17 protein-coding genes are annotated in these 15,430 nt (G+C 69.3%); 10 read left to right on the top strand and 7 right to left on the bottom strand.

Annotated elements, in window-relative coordinates:
* The first annotated feature begins 52 nt into the window (after window positions 1-52).
* From ACZYY4_RS10610 to ACZYY4_RS10600, 3 genes are read left to right on the top strand one after another with little or no spacing between them, the layout of a single operon-like run.
* Entirely contained in the window at window positions 53-1,168 is a 1,116-nt protein-coding gene (locus ACZYY4_RS10610) for a histidine phosphatase family protein (protein WP_463809930.1), read from the top strand.
* Between the two features lie 15 nt (window positions 1,169-1,183).
* Complete coding sequence (locus ACZYY4_RS10605) at window positions 1,184-2,323, top strand: histidine phosphatase family protein (RefSeq protein ID WP_463809929.1); 1,140 nt, start codon at window positions 1,184-1,186, stop codon at window positions 2,321-2,323.
* A 13-nt stretch (window positions 2,324-2,336) separates the two neighbouring features.
* A complete protein-coding gene (locus tag ACZYY4_RS10600) occupies window positions 2,337-3,203 on the top strand; it encodes an alpha/beta fold hydrolase (RefSeq protein ID WP_463809928.1) in 867 nt (288 codons plus the stop codon).
* On the opposite strand, the gene gndA is transcribed toward ACZYY4_RS10600, so the two are convergent.
* Genes gndA through ACZYY4_RS10585 form a run of 3 tightly spaced genes read right to left on the bottom strand, consistent with a single transcriptional unit; the run spans window position 3,200 to window position 6,072 of the window.
* Window positions 3,200-4,648 (bottom strand): NADP-dependent phosphogluconate dehydrogenase, encoded by a 1,449-nt coding sequence (gene gndA / locus ACZYY4_RS10595; RefSeq protein WP_463809927.1) that lies wholly within the window; start codon window positions 4,646-4,648, stop codon window positions 3,200-3,202. The two genes, ACZYY4_RS10600 and gndA, sit on opposite strands and share 4 nt — an antisense overlap.
* Before the next feature lie 54 nt (window positions 4,649-4,702).
* Complete coding sequence (locus ACZYY4_RS10590; RefSeq protein WP_463809926.1) at window positions 4,703-5,641, bottom strand: M56 family metallopeptidase; 939 nt, start codon at window positions 5,639-5,641, stop codon at window positions 4,703-4,705.
* A gap of 14 nt (window positions 5,642-5,655) precedes the next feature.
* Window positions 5,656-6,072 (bottom strand): BlaI/MecI/CopY family transcriptional regulator, encoded by a 417-nt coding sequence (locus ACZYY4_RS10585; protein ID WP_463809925.1) that lies wholly within the window; start codon window positions 6,070-6,072, stop codon window positions 5,656-5,658.
* Between the two features lie 155 nt (window positions 6,073-6,227).
* Here ACZYY4_RS10585 and ACZYY4_RS10580 point away from each other — a divergent pair, with 155 nt between their 5' ends.
* Complete coding sequence (locus ACZYY4_RS10580; protein ID WP_463809924.1) at window positions 6,228-6,644, top strand: PaaI family thioesterase; 417 nt, start codon at window positions 6,228-6,230, stop codon at window positions 6,642-6,644.
* Here ACZYY4_RS10580 and ACZYY4_RS10575 read toward each other — a convergent pair.
* Entirely contained in the window at window positions 6,637-8,022 is a 1,386-nt protein-coding gene (locus tag ACZYY4_RS10575; RefSeq protein ID WP_463809923.1) for an NAD(P)/FAD-dependent oxidoreductase, read from the bottom strand. The two genes, ACZYY4_RS10580 and ACZYY4_RS10575, sit on opposite strands and share 8 nt — an antisense overlap.
* Window positions 8,023-8,129: 107 nt before the next feature.
* Window positions 8,130-8,801 (bottom strand): SDR family oxidoreductase, encoded by a 672-nt coding sequence (locus tag ACZYY4_RS10570; protein ID WP_463809922.1) that lies wholly within the window; start codon window positions 8,799-8,801, stop codon window positions 8,130-8,132.
* Between the two features lie 265 nt (window positions 8,802-9,066).
* Between ACZYY4_RS10570 and modA the strand changes: the two genes are divergently transcribed.
* From modA to ACZYY4_RS10540, 6 genes are all read left to right on the top strand, one after another.
* Window positions 9,067-9,831: a molybdate ABC transporter substrate-binding protein gene (gene modA, locus ACZYY4_RS10565; protein ID WP_463809921.1), complete on the top strand. Its 765-nt coding sequence runs from the start codon at window positions 9,067-9,069 to the stop codon at window positions 9,829-9,831.
* A gap of 4 nt (window positions 9,832-9,835) precedes the next feature.
* The gene (locus ACZYY4_RS10560; protein WP_463809920.1) at window positions 9,836-10,624 is read left to right on the top strand and encodes an ABC transporter permease; all 789 of its coding nucleotides are present in this window, start codon (window positions 9,836-9,838) and stop codon (window positions 10,622-10,624) included.
* 5 nt (window positions 10,625-10,629) lie between these two features.
* A complete protein-coding gene (locus ACZYY4_RS10555) occupies window positions 10,630-11,733 on the top strand; it encodes a sulfate/molybdate ABC transporter ATP-binding protein (RefSeq protein ID WP_463809918.1) in 1,104 nt (367 codons plus the stop codon).
* A gap of 36 nt (window positions 11,734-11,769) precedes the next feature.
* On the top strand, window positions 11,770-12,747 hold the full coding sequence (locus ACZYY4_RS10550; RefSeq protein ID WP_463809916.1) for an alanine and proline-rich secreted protein Apa: 978 nt from the start codon (window positions 11,770-11,772) through the stop codon (window positions 12,745-12,747).
* A 68-nt stretch (window positions 12,748-12,815) separates the two neighbouring features.
* A complete protein-coding gene (locus tag ACZYY4_RS10545; RefSeq protein ID WP_463809991.1) occupies window positions 12,816-13,118 on the top strand; it encodes a GlsB/YeaQ/YmgE family stress response membrane protein in 303 nt (100 codons plus the stop codon).
* A 33-nt stretch (window positions 13,119-13,151) separates the two neighbouring features.
* Window positions 13,152-14,180, top strand: a complete 1,029-nt coding sequence (locus tag ACZYY4_RS10540) for a zinc-binding alcohol dehydrogenase family protein (protein WP_463809915.1) — start codon at window positions 13,152-13,154, stop codon at window positions 14,178-14,180.
* Here the strand turns inward: ACZYY4_RS10540 and ACZYY4_RS10535 are convergent, their stop codons facing one another.
* Complete coding sequence (locus tag ACZYY4_RS10535) at window positions 14,181-14,948, bottom strand: lysostaphin resistance A-like protein (RefSeq protein ID WP_463809913.1); 768 nt, start codon at window positions 14,946-14,948, stop codon at window positions 14,181-14,183. It abuts the gene before it with no gap.
* Between the two features lie 71 nt (window positions 14,949-15,019).
* Window positions 15,020-15,430, bottom strand: a complete 411-nt coding sequence (locus ACZYY4_RS10530) for an MmpS family transport accessory protein (protein WP_463809912.1) — start codon at window positions 15,428-15,430, stop codon at window positions 15,020-15,022.

The following is a 15,430-nucleotide window of genomic DNA, read 5'->3' as shown; positions in this document are numbered from 1 at the left end:
CGTCCATTACGCAGCCGACCGGAAGCCACTCCCACCAAAAGAGGTACGCACCATGCAGGTCAGCCACATCCTGTCCGTCACCGCCGGTGCCGCCCTGGTCGGCGGCATCGCCGTCGCCCCGGTCGCTGCGTCGCCGGCGACATCGACCGCGGCCCCATTCGACGTTCGGCTCACTGCCCAAGATGTCGTCATCGATTTCGTGCGGCATGCGCAGATGACACCGCCGTACGATCTGCTGCTCACCCCCTCGCCGGACCATCCGGGCGCCCCGCTCAGCGACCTCGGCCACCAACAGGCGAACGATGTCGGGCAGCAGTTGTTCACCCAACTCGGCCCGGTCGCCGGCATCTTCACCGGGCAGGGCGTCCGGGTGGAGGAGACCGCAGCGCCGTTCGCCGACCTGCAGGGCACCGGCGGCACCCCCGCGGATGTGCAGATACTGCCCGGGCTCGACGAAGTGGACAGTGGCGTCTACGCGCTCGATCCGATTCAGAGTCTTGGCGGTCAGCTGGCCTTTCTGACGGTGGGTGCGTGGAGCCTCGGAGCGCCGCTGGGGTTGGCACTGGTGCAGGGCCCGGGCTCGCACGACATCAACGGGATCGTGCTGGACGATCGATTCAGCGACGCAGTTCAGACGATGTACGACCATGCGTTGAGCACCGGGGTGGTCAGTGCCAACGGCCAGCTCACCGACGTGGCGTTCAGCAGCACGGCGTCCATCTTCGCCTGGGTGATGCAGAACGTCGACAACCCCGATCTGCCGTTCTTCCTGGACCTCATCAAAGAGTCACACAGTGTCGCGAACGGCCAGACGACTATTTTCCTGCCCAACGCCGCCGTCGTCGAAGTCGAGGGCAATCCCACCGACGGCTGGACCCTGGTCAGCTGGGACGGGCACGCCATCCCCGCCGATCCAGGGCTGCTGACCGCCCTGTTCGTCGACGTGCGGGACGTGATGCTGCCGCTCCAGGAGTCGTGGTGGGCTGTGCACCAGGCCATTCTCGGCTCGGATCCCGAAGCGGTCATGAATGCGGTTCAAACCGGCTTCGAGCAGGTCAGTACCGCGCTGGTCCAATTCCCGGGTGCGGTGTTCCACGACATCGTCGATGCACTGAGCGGTGGCGCCGGCACCGGGGACGCATTCGCCGATCTGCTCACGGCGTTCTGACGAGAAGGAATCGATATGTTGATCAACCCGATGTGGTCGGTCGCTGCCGGTGTTGCCGTGCTGGGCGCCGGCGTCATTGCCGTCATCCCACCGGCTCAAGGCGGTGTCGCTGCGCCCGGAGTCGCAGTACCTGCCATCGCCCTCACCAGTGGTGAGAACCAGGATATCGTCATCGATATCGTCCGACACGGACAGCGGATGCCGCCGTTCAACGACGTCATCACCCCCTCCCCGGACCATCCGGGTCCGCCGCTCAGTGATCTCGGCGTGCAGCAGGCGCAGGACGTGGCCGACAAACTTCACCAGGAACTCGGCGACCACGTCGCGGGGATCTTCTCCGGGCAGGCCATCCGGGACATCGATACCGCCGCACCGTTCGCCGAGTTGCAGAACATGACGACGCAGATCCTGCCCGGGCTCAACGAGATCGACAGCGGCATCTACGCGGGTCAGCCGATCGCCAGCCTGTCCGGCTTCCTCTACCAGTTCACGCCGATGCTGTGGACGTTGCTCGGCTTGGTGCTGGTGCCGATCCCGGGTTCTGTCGAGGACCCCAACGGGGTGGTGATGGACCAGAAGTTCACCGAGGCCGTCGACGCGATGTACAGCGCCGCGATGGCCAACCCGGTCGAAAGCGACAATGGCGACATCACCGCCGTGGCGTTCAACAACGAAGCCGACATCGCGGCCTGGGTGGCGCTCAACGTCAAGAACCCCGACATCGCGCTGCTGCTGCCGCTGTCTCTGCAAACCATGTTCGCCAATGACGACGGCTCACCGCTGCTGCCCAACACCGGCATCGTGCAGATCGAGGGCAACCCCACCGACGGCTGGACGCTGGTCACCTGGAACGGGATCGCGGTCGCGCCGGACCCGGGGTTGCTGACAAGCCTGATCATGGAGGTGCGAGACCTGATCACCACGCCGCAGGTCGCGGTGTGGAACTTCTACCAGGCGCTGCTCGACGGCGATCCGACCGTGATCGGCAATGCGCTGCAGACCGGGTTGCAGGACATCGGTTCGGTGTTCCTCGGGTTCCCACAAGCGGTGTTCAACGACATCACCGATGCGCTCTCGAACCTCGGTGGCGCCGCCGCCGGGCAGGTGGCCGACGAAACGGGCTCGGCGTTGAGTGACCTGCTGGCGTGGATCTGAGCCGCGGCCCACGATGACGTTGTCGCAGAGCGTGCGCGAATGGCGCGACGGCGGTCGCTGGGTCTCGACCGACGCGGGGGAGTTGTTCGTGCGGTCAGGCGCGGGGCAAGGGCCGACTGTGCTACTGCTGCACGGGTTTCCGTCCTGCTCCTACGACTTCCGGCCGGCCGTCGCCCGGCTCGCCGGCCGGCCCTGGCTAACCATGGACTTCCTCGGGTTCGGGCTGTCGGACAAGCCGCGGCCACATCGATACAGCCTGTTGGAGCAGGCCGATCTGGTGCAGCAGGTGGTGGCGTCGACCACCACCGGGCCGGTGGTGCTGGCCGCCCACGACATGGGCACCTCGGTGACCACCGAACTACTGGCCCGCGACCTGGAAGGAACACTGACCTTCGATCTGCGCCGCGCCGTGCTGTCCAACGGCAGTGTGATCCTGGAGCGCGCCAGTCTACGACCCATCCAGAAAGTGCTGCGCGGCCCGTTCGGCGGAGTCGCCGCCCGGCTGACGAACCGGCGGAGCTTCGTGCGCAGCTTCGGCCGGCTGTTCAGTGCGCAGCATCCGCTGTCGCAGGACGAGGCCGCACTGCAGTGGGAGCTGTTGTGCCACAACGGGGGTAACCGGATCGCGCACCTGCTCTCGGCCTACCTCGACGAACGGGTGCGTTACGCGCAGCGCTGGCATGGCGCGGTGCGCGACTGGCCCAAACCGCTGGGGTTCGTGTGGGGACTCGGCGATCCGGTCGCCACCACCAACGTGCTGGACGGCCTGCGAGAGCTTCGCCCGGCCGCCGAGGTCGTCGAGCTGCCCGGGCTGGGGCACTACCCGCAGCTCGAAGACCCGCAGGCCTACACCGACGCCGTGCTGCGCCTGCTGGTTTAGACCGGCACCTCGCTGCGGTCCGCGCTCCACAGCGTGTGGTACTTGCCCTCGGCGTCCACCCGGCCGTAACTGTGGGCGCCGAAGTAGTCGCGCTGGGCCTGGGTCAGGGCGGCGGGCAGCCGCTCGGTCCGCAGGCCGTCGTAGTAGGACAGTGCCGAGGAGAATCCCGGAACCGGGATGCCCAGCTGCGTCGCGGTCACCACCACCCGCCGCCAGCAGTCGATGGCGGTCTCCACAGCACTGCGGAAATACGGGGCGGCGAGCAGGCTCACCAGGTCGGGATCGGTGTCGAACGCCTCTTTGATCCGGTTGAGGAACTTCGCGCGGATGATGCAGCCGCCACGCCAGATCGTCGCCAGGTCCCCGGGGGTGACGTTCCAGCCGTTCTCGGCACTGCCGGCCTGGATCTGGTTGAAACCCTGCGCGTAGGCGACGATCTTCGAGGCATACAGCGCCTGGCGGACGTCCTCGGTGAACCGGGCCGCATCGTGTGGGCGTTCGCCGAGAGCCCCGGCGGCCAGACCGGCCGCGGCGCGACGCTGGGGGACCGAGCCCGACAGCGCCCGGGCGAACACTGCCTCGGCGATGCCGGTCACCGGAACCCCGAGGTCCAGCGCCGATTTCACCGTCCAGCGTCCGGTGCCTTTCTGCTCCGCCTCATCGACGATGACGTCGACCAGCGGCTTGCCGGTCTTGGCGTCGACCTGACGCAGGACCTCGGCGGTGATCTCGACCAGGTAGCTGTCCAGCTCACCGGCGTTCCACTCGGTGAACACGTCGGCGATCTGCGGCGCCGAGAGCCCCAGGCCGTCGCGCAGCAACTGGTAGGCCTCGCCGATCAGCTGCATATCGGAGTACTCGATGCCGTTGTGCACCATCTTGACGAAGTGCCCGGAGCCGTCCGGGCCGATGTGGGTGCAGCACGGCACCCCGTCGACGTGTGCGGAGATCTCCTCCAGCAGCGGGCCCAGTGAGCGGTATGACTCCGCCGGGCCGCCGGGCATGATCGACGGCCCGTTGAGAGCGCCCTCTTCGCCGCCGGAGATTCCGGCGCCGACGAAGTGCAGTCCGCGCTCGGCCATGGCCTTCTCGCGGCGAATGGTGTCGGTGTAGAGCGCGTTGCCACCGTCGATGATGATGTCGCCGGGTTCCATCGCGTCGGCGAGGTCATTGATGACGGCGTCGGTGGCGGCGCCGGCCTGCACCATGATCAGCACCCGCCGCGGCTTCTCGCACGCGGCAAGGAATTCCGGAATCGACTCGCTGCGCACGAACTTTCCATCGGAGCCGTGCGCGCTCAGCAGGGCGTCGGTCTTGGCGACCGAGCGGTTGTGCAGTGCCACGGTGTAGCCGTGTCGAGCGAAGTTGCGCGCGATGTTGGATCCCATGACGGCCAGACCGGTCACCCCGATCTGGGCGGTGCCGACAAGCTCCGACGCGCTCATACATTCGCCTTTCGGTGGTAGGTGATCGATGCGCGGCACGCCGGACGGCGTGGGTTACTCCGCGATCAGTCGATGCAGTTCGGTCAGCCACGGTACCGCCAGTGCGATCGTGGGCACCGTCAGCACCCCGGCCGCGGCGGAGTACGCGGCCGCAGCCAGTGTGCGACTGTTGCCCCGCCCCGACAGTCGCTGCACGCGTAATACCGTGTTGGGGCCGCCGGCGGCCAGCGCGCCGGCGGGGGTGCTGGCCGAAGCGCAGGTCACCAGGGCGCGGGCCAGGGGCGGGGCGCCGGCAACCCGAACGGCGGCATCGTCGGCCAGCAGTTCGACCAGCAACCGCACCGCATCCAAGGCGCTGCCACTGCGCACGAACCGCGGAAACGCGGTGTGCACTGCCGTGAACGCCTCCAACACCAAATCATGCCGGGCCCGCAGGTGGGCCCGCTCATGGCAGAGCAGGGCGGCCAGTTCGGCGTCGCCGAGAGCCTGCAACGTCCCTGAACTGAGCACCACCCGGCTGCGCACCCCGGGCAGGCAGTAGGCCAGCGGCTGCATCACCTGCAGAATCCGCAGGCCGCTGCTGCGCGCCGCCGGGGTGCTGTCGGAGACGCCGACCAGGTCGACCAACATGCGGTGGCGGGCCCGGCGCTGCCGAGTGCCGATCGCGACCCGCAGCACGGTCAACGTGAGCCGCAGTCCCACCAGCAACGTCAAGGTGGACACCGCGGTGTAGAAGGTCCACAACGGCCAGCCCAGCCGGTCAATGGACCCGAGGATCGTCGCCGTGGGCCGGCCGTCCGGACCCGGCATCAGTAGACGACTCGAAGTGGCGACCCCCGCGCTGAAAGCCGACAGCACCGCGGCTATTGCAATGGCCTGCCAGAGCACCACCGCGGCCCGCGGGGCGCGCAACGGCCAGTCGGCACGCGCAAGTAGGGCGGGCACCGGCCCCACGAGCAGCAGCGCGAGGAGGGAGAAGGCCAGCGCGGACACGCTGCCAGTGTCCCTCAGGACGCGGGCCGGCCGCCAGCGGGCCGGCCGACGCGATGCTTGGCTTCCAACTCGTCGAGTGCGCGGCGCAGAGCCTCGGCCTCGTCCATGCCGACACGTTCGACGAAATGCACCAGAGCGGCCCGGCGGTCCCCGGAGTCGGCGGCCTGATCCAGCGCCTCCACCATCAGCCCGGCGACCAGTTCATCGCGGCCGCGGACCGGTGTGTAGCGGTGCGCGCGATCGTCGCGGATCTGCGAGACCAGATTCTTCTTGGCCAACCGCTGCAGGACCGTCATCACCGTGGTGTAGGCCAGGTCTCGCTGCACGGACAGCGCTTCGTGGACCTGGCGCACCGTCTGAGCCTCGGGTGCGGACCACAGGTGATCCATCACCGCTCGTTCCAAATCCCCTAGGTGGGTCTGCTTCGCCATGTGGTAATCAACTCCCTGGGCAACGGAGCAAGCCTACCCTCAATTACTACCGGCTGTCGTATGGGCGGCTGTGGGTCTGCTGCGGCGCAGGCGGGCCCTTCCGACGCCTTGACGCTGCGTTCAGCGGGCGCAACGCCGTCGTGTAAAACCATGGCATGGCTGCCAGCGGCTCCCCGCCTTCCTATTTTTCGCCCTTCGATGCCGAAATCGGCCTGGTCTACACCGATATCGGTCCCGACGGTGCGAGCGCCGAGCTGGAATTGCAACCCAAGCTGTGCCAGCCCACGGGGATCGTGCACGGCGGGGTGTACTGCTCGATCGTCGAGAGTGTGGCCAGCGTCTCAGCGCACACCTGGCTGAACGCGGACGGCGGCGAAGCAGGTGGCAACGTGGTCGGGGTCAACAACAACACCGATTTCCTGCGGGCGGTCTCGTCGGGCACGGTGTTCGCCGAGTCCACCCCGATCCACCGCGGCCGTCGCCAACAACTGTGGTTGGTGACGATCACCGATTCCGGTCAGCGGGTGGTCGCCCGCGGCCAGGTTCGGCTGCAGAACCTGCCGGCTAACTGACCGCGCGTTCGGCGCCACGCTGCGCCTCGGCCGCCAGCATTTCGAGCTGTTCGAGGCGGGTTCGGGCGAATGCCTGCTGTTCGGTGATGGTGAGCTGGCCGCGCCGCGTGCTCAGGAACGTCACGTTCCACGACAGCAGCGTGCTGATCTTGTTCTTGAACCCGACCAGGTAGACCAGGTGCAGTACCAACCAGGCCAGCCAGGCCAGGAAGCCGCTGAACTCCAGCGGCCCGATCTTGGTGACCGCCGAGAACCTCGACACGGTAGCCATCGAGCCCTTGTCCAGATACTGGAATGGTTCCCGGTCGGCCGGGTCGGCTCCGCCGAGTTCGGCTTTGATGGTGCTCGCAGCGTGCTTGGCGCCCTGGATGGCGCCCTGCGCCATGCCGGGCACGCCGTCGACGGCCGCCATGTCGCCGACGACGAACACGTCCGGGTGGCCCGGCACGGACAGGTCGGGCAGCACCTTGACCCGCCCGGCGCGGTCGAGTTCGACCGCGGACTGCTCGGCGAGGTCGCGGCCCAGCGGGCTGGCCGAGACGCCGGCGGACCACACCTTGCACTGGGATTCGATCCGCCGGATGGTGCCGTCGGACTCTTTGACGGTCAGCCCGTTGCGGTCGACATCGGTGACCATGGCACCGAGCTGGATCTCGACGCCCATCTTCTGCAGCCGCTCGGCGGCCTTTCTGCCCAACTTGTCGCCCATCGGCGGCAGCACGGCCGGAGCGGCGTCGAGCAGGATCACCCGCGCCTTGGTCGAGTCGATGTTGCGGAACGCGCCCTTGAGTGTGTAATTGGCCAATTCGGCGATCTGCCCGGCCATTTCGACGCCGGTGGGGCCCGCGCCGACCACGGTGAAGGTGAGCAGCTTCTCTCTGCGGGCGGCGTCTCTGGACCGCTCGGCCTGCTCGAAGGCGCTCAGGATGCGGCCCCGCAGCTCCAGGGCGTCGTCGATGGTCTTCATGCCGGGTGCGAACTCGGCGAACTGGTCGTTGCCGAAGTAGGACTGGCCGGCGCCGGCCGCGATGATCAGGCTGTCGAACGGGGTGTCGTAGGTGTGGCCGAGCACCTCGGAGGTGACGAACTTGCCGGCCAGGTCGATATGGGTGACGTCGCCCAGCAGCACCTCGGCGTTGCGCTGCTTACGCAGTACGACGCGGGTAGACGGCGCAATTTCACCTTCGGAGAGGATCCCGGTTGCCACCTGGTACAGCAGCGGCTGAAACAGGTGGTGGGTGGTGCGGGCGATCAACTTGACGTCGACGTCGGCCCGCTTGAGTTTCTTGGCCGCGGTCAACCCACCGAACCCCGAGCCGATGATCACGACCTGGTGGCGGCGGCTCGCTGGCGCAGTGACTTCAGGCTGGGCACTCATGGGAATCCGGTTGCTCCTCGATGGCGACTGCGTTCACAAATACGCTAGTCGACCGGATTGACGGTCACCGCATTCGCCGGTTGTGGGATTAACCACTTGCCGTGTGATCAGCCGAAATGCGCGAGCGCTCCGTGGCTGACGTGCAGCGTCTGGCCGGTGATGTGGCGGGCGGCCGGTGTGGTCAAGAACACCGCCAGGCGGGCGATCTCGGTGTCCGCGGTGGGCGGGGCACTGCTGAGCCCGTCGTAACCCGGGCGCGCCCCGACGCCGGGGGCGACCACGTTGACGGTGATCCCACGGGTGCCGAACGCGGTGGCCTGCCCGGCGGTCCAGTTCGACAGGGCCGCCTTGACCGCTGCGTCGGCACCGCCGTCGAGCGGGTTCTCCGGCATCACCGAAAGGATCGAGCCGCCGGAACGCAGGTGATCGCCGACGGTCGCGACCGTCAGCACCGCCGAGAGGACGGTGGCGTCCAGGGCACTGCGCCACGCGGCGGCCTGGTCCGCCAGCGAGTAGGTGCGCGGGTCACCGCCGTGCCAGCGCGGCGCCGGGACGTTGACAATGGTGTCGAGGTGATGGGGGAACAGGCCGCGGGCCTGCGACAGGCTGGCCGGATCGGTGTTGTCGCAGACGACGGCGTTGGCGTCGAGTTCCTTGGCGGCGACCTCGAGTTCGGGACCACGCATACCTGCGAGCGTCACCTTGTGGCCGGCGTCGCTGAAGCCTTCGGCGACGGCGCGACCTAGCTCAGTGTCACCACCGGTGACCAGCACATCCATCGGTAGGACCTCCTCGTGTTCGCAGCTATGTTACTGGACAGTAGCCGGTTTGTGTGAGAGGGGCGGAATCGGCACAGACACGATCCGGCTACGGTCCGAGTAAGTGCCGCTTCGCCCGGCTTCGCCGTGCTTGCGATCGACGTGGGCCGATGGCGCCGACCCGCGTCGCCCGGCTTCGCCGCGCTTGCGATCGACGCTGGGTCGATGGCGCCGACCCGCTTCGCCCGGCTTCGCCGCGCTTGCGATCGACGCTAAAGTTCCAGCCATGTGGCGAACCCGGGCGGTCTCCGGTGCGGTGTGGGTCATGCTGGCGACGGGGTTGACGGGCCTGACCGGCTGTAGCTCCGGACCCGCGGCGCCGTCGATCACGGTGTTCGCGGCGGCGTCACTGCAACCGGCATTCACCGAGATCGCCGAGCAGTTCAAGACCGACCACCCCGGCGTGGGCGTGCAGTTCAACTTCGCCGGCTCCTCGGAACTGGCCACCCAGCTGACCCAGGGCGCCGGCGCCGACGTGTTCGCCTCGGCCAACACCGCCCAGATGGACAAGGTCGCCCAGGCCGGCCTGCTGGACGGCGAGGCGGTGCCGTTCGCCTCGAACACGCTGGTGATCGTCACCGCCCCCGGCAACCCGCACGCGGTGCGCTCCTTCGCCGACCTGGCCGGCGCCGGCTTGGCCGTGGTGGTGTGCCAACCGCCGGTCCCGTGCGGAGCGGCGACGCACAAGGTCGAAGAAACCACCGGAGTGCGGGTGAATCCGGTCAGCGAGGAACCCGACGTCACCGACGTGCTCAACAAGGTCACCACCGGCCAGGCCGACGCCGGTGTCGTCTACCGCACCGATGCGATCAACGCCGGCGACAAGGTGGCCACCGTCGAGTTCCCCGAGGCCGCGGGGGCGGTCAACACCTACCCGGTCGCGCTGCTCGAGAACGCGCCGCAGGCCGGGCCGGGCCGGGCCTTCGTCGATCTGGTCACCGGTGCCGCGGGGCAGAAGATTCTGCACGCGGCCGGCTTCGGCAAGCCCTGATCTGGTGCACCGGCCCAACGACCTGCCCCGCTGGGTCTATGTGCCCGCCGCGATCGGCGCCGCCTTCGTGCTGCTGCCCCTGGTCGCGATCGCGGTCAAGGTCGACTGGCCGCATTTCTGGTCGCTGATCACCAGTCCGTCCTCAAGGACGGCGCTACTGCTCAGTCTGAAGACCGCCGCGGCCAGTACCGCGCTCTGCATCGTGGTGGGCGTGCCGATGGCGCTGGTCCTGGCGCGCAGCCGGGCGCGGGTGGTGCGGTTGTTGCGGCCCCTGGCGCTGCTGCCGCTGGTTCTGCCGCCGGTGGTGGGCGGTATCGCGCTGCTGTACGCGTTCGGCCGGCTCGGGCTGTTGGGGCGCTACCTGGACGCGGCCGGAATCCACATCGCGTTCACGACCACGGCGGTGGTGCTGGCGCAGACCTTCGTGTCGCTGCCGTTCCTGGTGATCGCGCTGGAGGGCGCGGCCCGCACCGCCGGCGCCGACTACGAGGTGGTCGCATCCACCTTGGGCGCCCGGCCGAGCACGGTGTGGTGGCGGGTGACACTGCCGCTGCTGACACCGGGCCTGATCTCGGGCGCGGTGCTGGCGTTCGCGCGGTCGCTGGGGGAGTTCGGGGCGACGCTGACGTTCGCCGGCTCCCGTGAGGGTGTCACCCGGACGCTGCCGCTGGCCATCTACCTGCAGCGGGTGACCGACGCCGACGCTGCGGCGGCGATGTCGCTGCTTCTGGTGGCGGTGGCCGCGGTGGTGGTGCTGGCCCTGGGAGCCCGACGGCTGGCCGGCGTCGGGTGAGTGCCGTGGCGGCGGGCCTGACCCTGCACGCGGTGGTGGCCGAGCGCGGCCTGGATGTGCGGGTGACCGTCGCGCCGGGTGAGGTGCTGGCCGTGCTCGGGCCCAACGGTGCCGGCAAATCCACCCTGCTGCACGTGATCGCCGGTCTGCTGCGGCCCGATGCGGGCCTGGTGCGGGTCGGCGATCGGGTGCTGACCGACTCCGGGGCCGGGGTGCACGTCGCCACCTGTGACCGCCGGGTCGGGCTGCTGCTGCAGGACCCGCTGCTGTTCCCGCACCTGAGTGTGGCGGCCAACGTGGCGTTCGGGCCGCACAGCCGGCGTCGCTTCGGCCGCCGACGACCGCGTCCCTCGGCGGCAATGGCCTGGCTGCGAGCGGTCGACGCCGAGGATCTGGCCGACCGCAGACCGCGCCGGCTCTCCGGCGGACAGGCGCAGCGGGTCGCGATCGCCCGTGCCCTGGCCGCCGAACCCGAAGTGCTCCTGCTCGACGAGCCGCTGGCCGGGCTCGACGTGGGCGCGGCGATCGCGGTGCGCACCGTGCTGCGCGACGTCATCACCACCGCCGGCCGCACCACGGTGCTGGTCACCCACGATCTGCTCGACGTATTCGCGTTGGCAGACCGGGTTTTGGTGCTCGAGTCGGGCAGGGTCGCCGAGATCGGGCGTACCGCCGAGGTTCTGGCCGCGCCCCGCAGCCGGTTCGGGGCGCGGATCGCCGGATTCAATCTGGTGGCCGGAGTGATCGACAGCGGCGGCATGCTGCGCACCCGGTGGGGGGATCGGTGGCATGGCACCGCCGATGACGGCTTGGTCGCCGGCCGGCCGGCCGTCGCGGTCTGCACGCCGCAGGCGGTTGCGGTGTATCGGGAGCCGCCGCCGCACGGCAGTCCGCGCAATCTCGTCGAGGTGACCGTGGCGGAACTGGAGGCACGCGGCAGCGCGATCCAGGTGCGCGGGGTCGACCAGCCGGACGGCGCGCCGGGACTGGCCGCAGACATCACCGCCGATGCCGCCGCCGAGCTGCGGCTCACCCCGGGTGAAGTGGTCTGGTTCGGTGTCAAGGCACAGGAAGTGACGCTGCGCGCGACACACCCCGGCATGGCATAACTTGCGTAGCGGTCTCGACGCGGTAGTTTTTCTGCCATGAAGCAGGTGGACCCGACCTCAACGGCCCACAGGGGCATCCGGGCGGTGGCCGCGACGACGTGGGCCGCCGCGATCGCGGGCGTGCTGGCATTCGCCACGGCATCGCCGGCCTACGCCGATCCGCCACCGCCACCGCCGCCACCGCCGCCGGCCACCGCCGACGCCCCGCCGGCCGACACGACGGCACCGCCGGGAGACTCGAACGCGCCGGCGCCGGTCGCCGAGCCCGGTGCGCCGGAGGTGGGCCGGGTCGATGATGTGGTCGGCGGGTTCAGCTACGTCCTGCCGGGTGGCTGGGTGCAATCCGACACCAGCCACCTCGAATACGGGTCCTCGCTGCTGAGCAAGACGGCCGGTGAGCCGATGCTGCCCGGGCAGCCGGCGCCGGTGGCCAACGACACCAGGATCGTGCTCGGCAAGCTGGACCAGCGGCTGTACGCCAGCGCCGAGACAGACAACGCCAAGGCCGCCACCCGACTCGGATCGGACATGGGCGAGTTTTTCATGCCCTACCCGGGGACCCGCGCGAACCAGGAGAACACCCCGCTGGCCGGGGGCGGTCTGACCGGCAGCGCGTCCTACTACGAAGTCAAGTTCACCGACCCGGCCAAACCGGTCGGCCAGATCTGGAGTGGCGTAATCGGCCTGCCGCCGACAGACGGTGGCACCGGAGTCCAGACCGAGCGGTGGTTCGTGGTGTGGTTGGGGACCGCCAACAACCCGGTGGACCGGGGCGCGGCCACCGTGCTCACGGAGTCCATCCGCCCGCTGGCCCCGGCTTCGGCTCCGGCCGAGCCGGCGCCCGGAATTCCGGCGCCTGCACCGGCACCCGCGCCTGCACCGGCACCCGCGCCTGCACCGGCACCCGCGCCTGCACCGGCACCCGCGCCTGCGCCTGCGCCGGAGCCCGCCCCGGCGCCTGCACCCGCGCCTGCTCCCGCCCCCGCGCCCGCTCCGGTTGCTCCGGCGCCGTGATCGCCGACTGATCGCAGTCGCCGGTGTGGCGGCGCGCGAACAGCTAGCCTGACGTCATGACTGCGCAACTGCACGTATTGGCGGCAACGGAGTTCCTCGCCGAGCGTTCGACGACGTTGACCAGTGTGGGCTGGATCGGGTACGTGATCATCGGTGCGATCGCCGGGTGGATCGCCGGCAAAGTCGTCGCCGGTGGTGGGTCCGGCATCCTGGTGAACATCGTCACCGGGATCTGCGGTGCGTTGCTCGGCGGGTTCCTGCTGAGCTTCAAATTCGACACCGCATCCGGCGGATGGTGGTTCACCCTGTTCACCGCGACGCTGGGGTCGATCCTGCTGTTGTGGCTGCTCGGGCTGGTGCGTAAACGCTGACCCGCTCGCTGTTGCTGCGCGCAGAATGTCGTAATGGGCGAGCGAGAGTCCGGCATGAGCATGAGTGCGTGGCGGGTGCAGCAACCCGGACCGATCGGCACCGCGCCACTGCGCCGGGTCAGCACCGCGGTGCCCCGACCGCAACCATCGGAACTGCTCGTGGCGGTGCGCGCCTGCGGGGTGTGCCGCACCGACCTGCACGTCGTCGAAGGTGATCTACCGGTACACAGCCCCGCAGTGACACCCGGCCACGAGGTGGTCGGCGAGGTCGTCGAGGTCGGCGCTGAAGCCGGCGACGACTTCGGCGTCGGGGACCGGGTCGGCATCGCCTGGCTGCGACACACCTGCGGATCCTGCCGATACTGCCGCCGAGGCGATGAGAACCTGTGTCCGCAGTCGCGCTACACCGGCTGGGACGACGACGGCGGGTATGCCGAATTTGCCACCGTCCCAGCGGCATTCGCCCATCACCTACCCGCCGGCTACAGCGACAGCGAATTGGCGCCGCTGCTGTGCGCGGGCATCATCGGCTACCGGGCGCTGCAACTCGCCGACCTGCCGCCGGGCGGCCGGCTCGGACTCTACGGTTTCGGCGGCAGCGCGCACATCACCGCACAGGTTGCGCTCGCCCGCGGCGCCGAGGTGCATGTGATGACCCGTGATCCGCAGGCCCGGGAGCTGGCGCTGGAGCTGGGCGCGGCCTCGGTGCAGGGGGCGGCTGACCCGCCCCCGGTGCCGCTGGACTCGGCGATCCTGTTCGCGCCGGTGGGCGAGCTGGTGCCGCCCGCCTGCCAGGCCCTGGATCGCGGCGGCACCTGCGCGATCGCCGGGATCCATCTGAGCGACATCCCGCCACTGAACTACCAGCGCGACCTGTTCTACGAACGCCGGATCCGGTCGGTGACGTCGAACACCCGCGCCGATGCCCGCGACTTCCTCGACTTCGCCGCGGCTCACCGCATCAACGTGACCACACCGGAGTATTCGCTGGGTGACGCCGACCGGGCGCTGGCGGACCTGGGAGCGGGCCGGATCGCGGGTGCGGCCGTGCTGCTGGTGTGATCAGGCGGACAACTGCCACACCAGGGCGGCGGCCAGTGCGCCCACCCCGTTGAGCGACCAGTGCAGCGCGATCGGGGCGATGAGACTGCCGCTGCGTCGGCGCAGCCAGCTGAAGACGAAACCGGCGGCCCCGGTAGCCAGCACTGCCAGCGTCACACCGGCCAGCATGCCGAGGAACCCGCCCCCGAACAACCGGGTAAAGCCGACGTTGCTGCTGGTCAGCCCGAGCGAGGTGGCGATATGCCAGAACCCGAACAGCAGGGAGCCGGCCGCGGCGACCCCGCGGAAACCCCAGGCCCGGTGCAGCGCGCCGTGCAGTGCGCCGCGGAATGCCAACTCCTCGGGGATGACGGTCTGCAGCGGGATGACCAGCATCGACGCCACCACGGCGCCGGACAGCGTGGCGTAGTGGTTGTTCAAGAACATCGGTCGGGTCCAGGGCAGCAACGCTCCGACGGCGATCACCGACACCACGACCAGTATCGCGGCCACGGCATAGCCGACTCCGGACTTCCAATGGGCGCGGCCCAAGCCGAGCTCAGCCCAGCTCAGACCGTTGCAGCGGACCAGAACCACCAGACCGACTGCAGTGGCGGGAACGGTGGCGACAGCCGCCCAGGGGGTGGTGAAATGCGCGACCAGGTTGGCCAGCGCCAAGACCACCACGACGACGGCGACGTCGACGAAGGCGCGAAACTGGTTCAGCACCGAGAGTTGTGACACCAATGGATGCCGCCCCCCGAGCGCCGCGAAATCATGGCAAGGCATTGGTCCGGATTCTACCCGCGGGCGGCCTCGGCGTCGCCTCGTCGTTGTAGGCCGCCTCGCGGCCGCCTGGTTTAGCGGGGTCCGTGGGTCTCGCAGAGCACCCGCGCCGGGTTGCCGGTCGCGGTGTTCTGGCTGACGATCTTCCCATCGACGCTGACCGTGCAGCTCAGCGTTCCCGGGCCGACGCCCTGGGCGCTCAGCGAGTACGAGGCGGGACTGGCCATGTTCGTCTTCGAGCCGGCCAGCTGGATCGACCACGGCAGTGCCGCGTTGGTGGCGTGCGCCTGACCGTTCTGGGTCTGGTAGGTGACGTAGCCGGCGACACCCGTTCCGGTCAGGTCGTAACGAACCGGCACCTTGGTGAGGTCCGGGGTCGCGCCGGCGGGGGCGACGCCGGCGACAGTGGCCGAGGCGACGAGAGCGCCGAACAGCAGCGTTGTCGCCTTACGGCGCATCGGGACCAGTGACGGGTGAACAGTCAT

Source organism: Mycobacterium sp. IDUB_21 (assembly GCF_055419425.1).
Note: the sequence above shows the minus strand (reverse complement) of the source record. Positions and strands in the feature narration are given on the sequence as shown.

Excerpts from the sequence above, each read along its gene's own strand:
- ACZYY4_RS10585 (WP_463809925.1), bottom strand. The coding sequence starts at position 6,072 with ATGGCGAAGCAGACCCACCTAGGGGATTTGGAACGAGCGGTGATGGAT.
- modA (WP_463809921.1), top strand. The coding sequence starts at position 9,067 with ATGTGGCGAACCCGGGCGGTCTCCGGTGCGGTGTGGGTCATGCTGGCG.
- ACZYY4_RS10540 (WP_463809915.1), top strand. The coding sequence starts at position 13,152 with ATGGGCGAGCGAGAGTCCGGCATGAGCATGAGTGCGTGGCGGGTGCAG.
- ACZYY4_RS10600 (WP_463809928.1), top strand. The coding sequence starts at position 2,337 with ATGACGTTGTCGCAGAGCGTGCGCGAATGGCGCGACGGCGGTCGCTGG.
- ACZYY4_RS10575 (WP_463809923.1), bottom strand. The coding sequence starts at position 8,022 with ATGAGTGCCCAGCCTGAAGTCACTGCGCCAGCGAGCCGCCGCCACCAG.
- ACZYY4_RS10570 (WP_463809922.1), bottom strand. The coding sequence starts at position 8,801 with ATGGATGTGCTGGTCACCGGTGGTGACACTGAGCTAGGTCGCGCCGTC.
- ACZYY4_RS10535 (WP_463809913.1), bottom strand. The coding sequence starts at position 14,948 with ATGCCTTGCCATGATTTCGCGGCGCTCGGGGGGCGGCATCCATTGGTG.
- ACZYY4_RS10605 (WP_463809929.1), top strand. The coding sequence starts at position 1,184 with ATGTTGATCAACCCGATGTGGTCGGTCGCTGCCGGTGTTGCCGTGCTG.
- ACZYY4_RS10580 (WP_463809924.1), top strand. The coding sequence starts at position 6,228 with ATGGCTGCCAGCGGCTCCCCGCCTTCCTATTTTTCGCCCTTCGATGCC.
- ACZYY4_RS10610 (WP_463809930.1), top strand. The coding sequence starts at position 53 with ATGCAGGTCAGCCACATCCTGTCCGTCACCGCCGGTGCCGCCCTGGTC.
- ACZYY4_RS10530 (WP_463809912.1), bottom strand. The coding sequence starts at position 15,430 with ATGACTGTTCACCCGTCACTGGTCCCGATGCGCCGTAAGGCGACAACG.
- gndA (WP_463809927.1), bottom strand. The coding sequence starts at position 4,648 with ATGAGCGCGTCGGAGCTTGTCGGCACCGCCCAGATCGGGGTGACCGGT.
- ACZYY4_RS10550 (WP_463809916.1), top strand. The coding sequence starts at position 11,770 with ATGAAGCAGGTGGACCCGACCTCAACGGCCCACAGGGGCATCCGGGCG.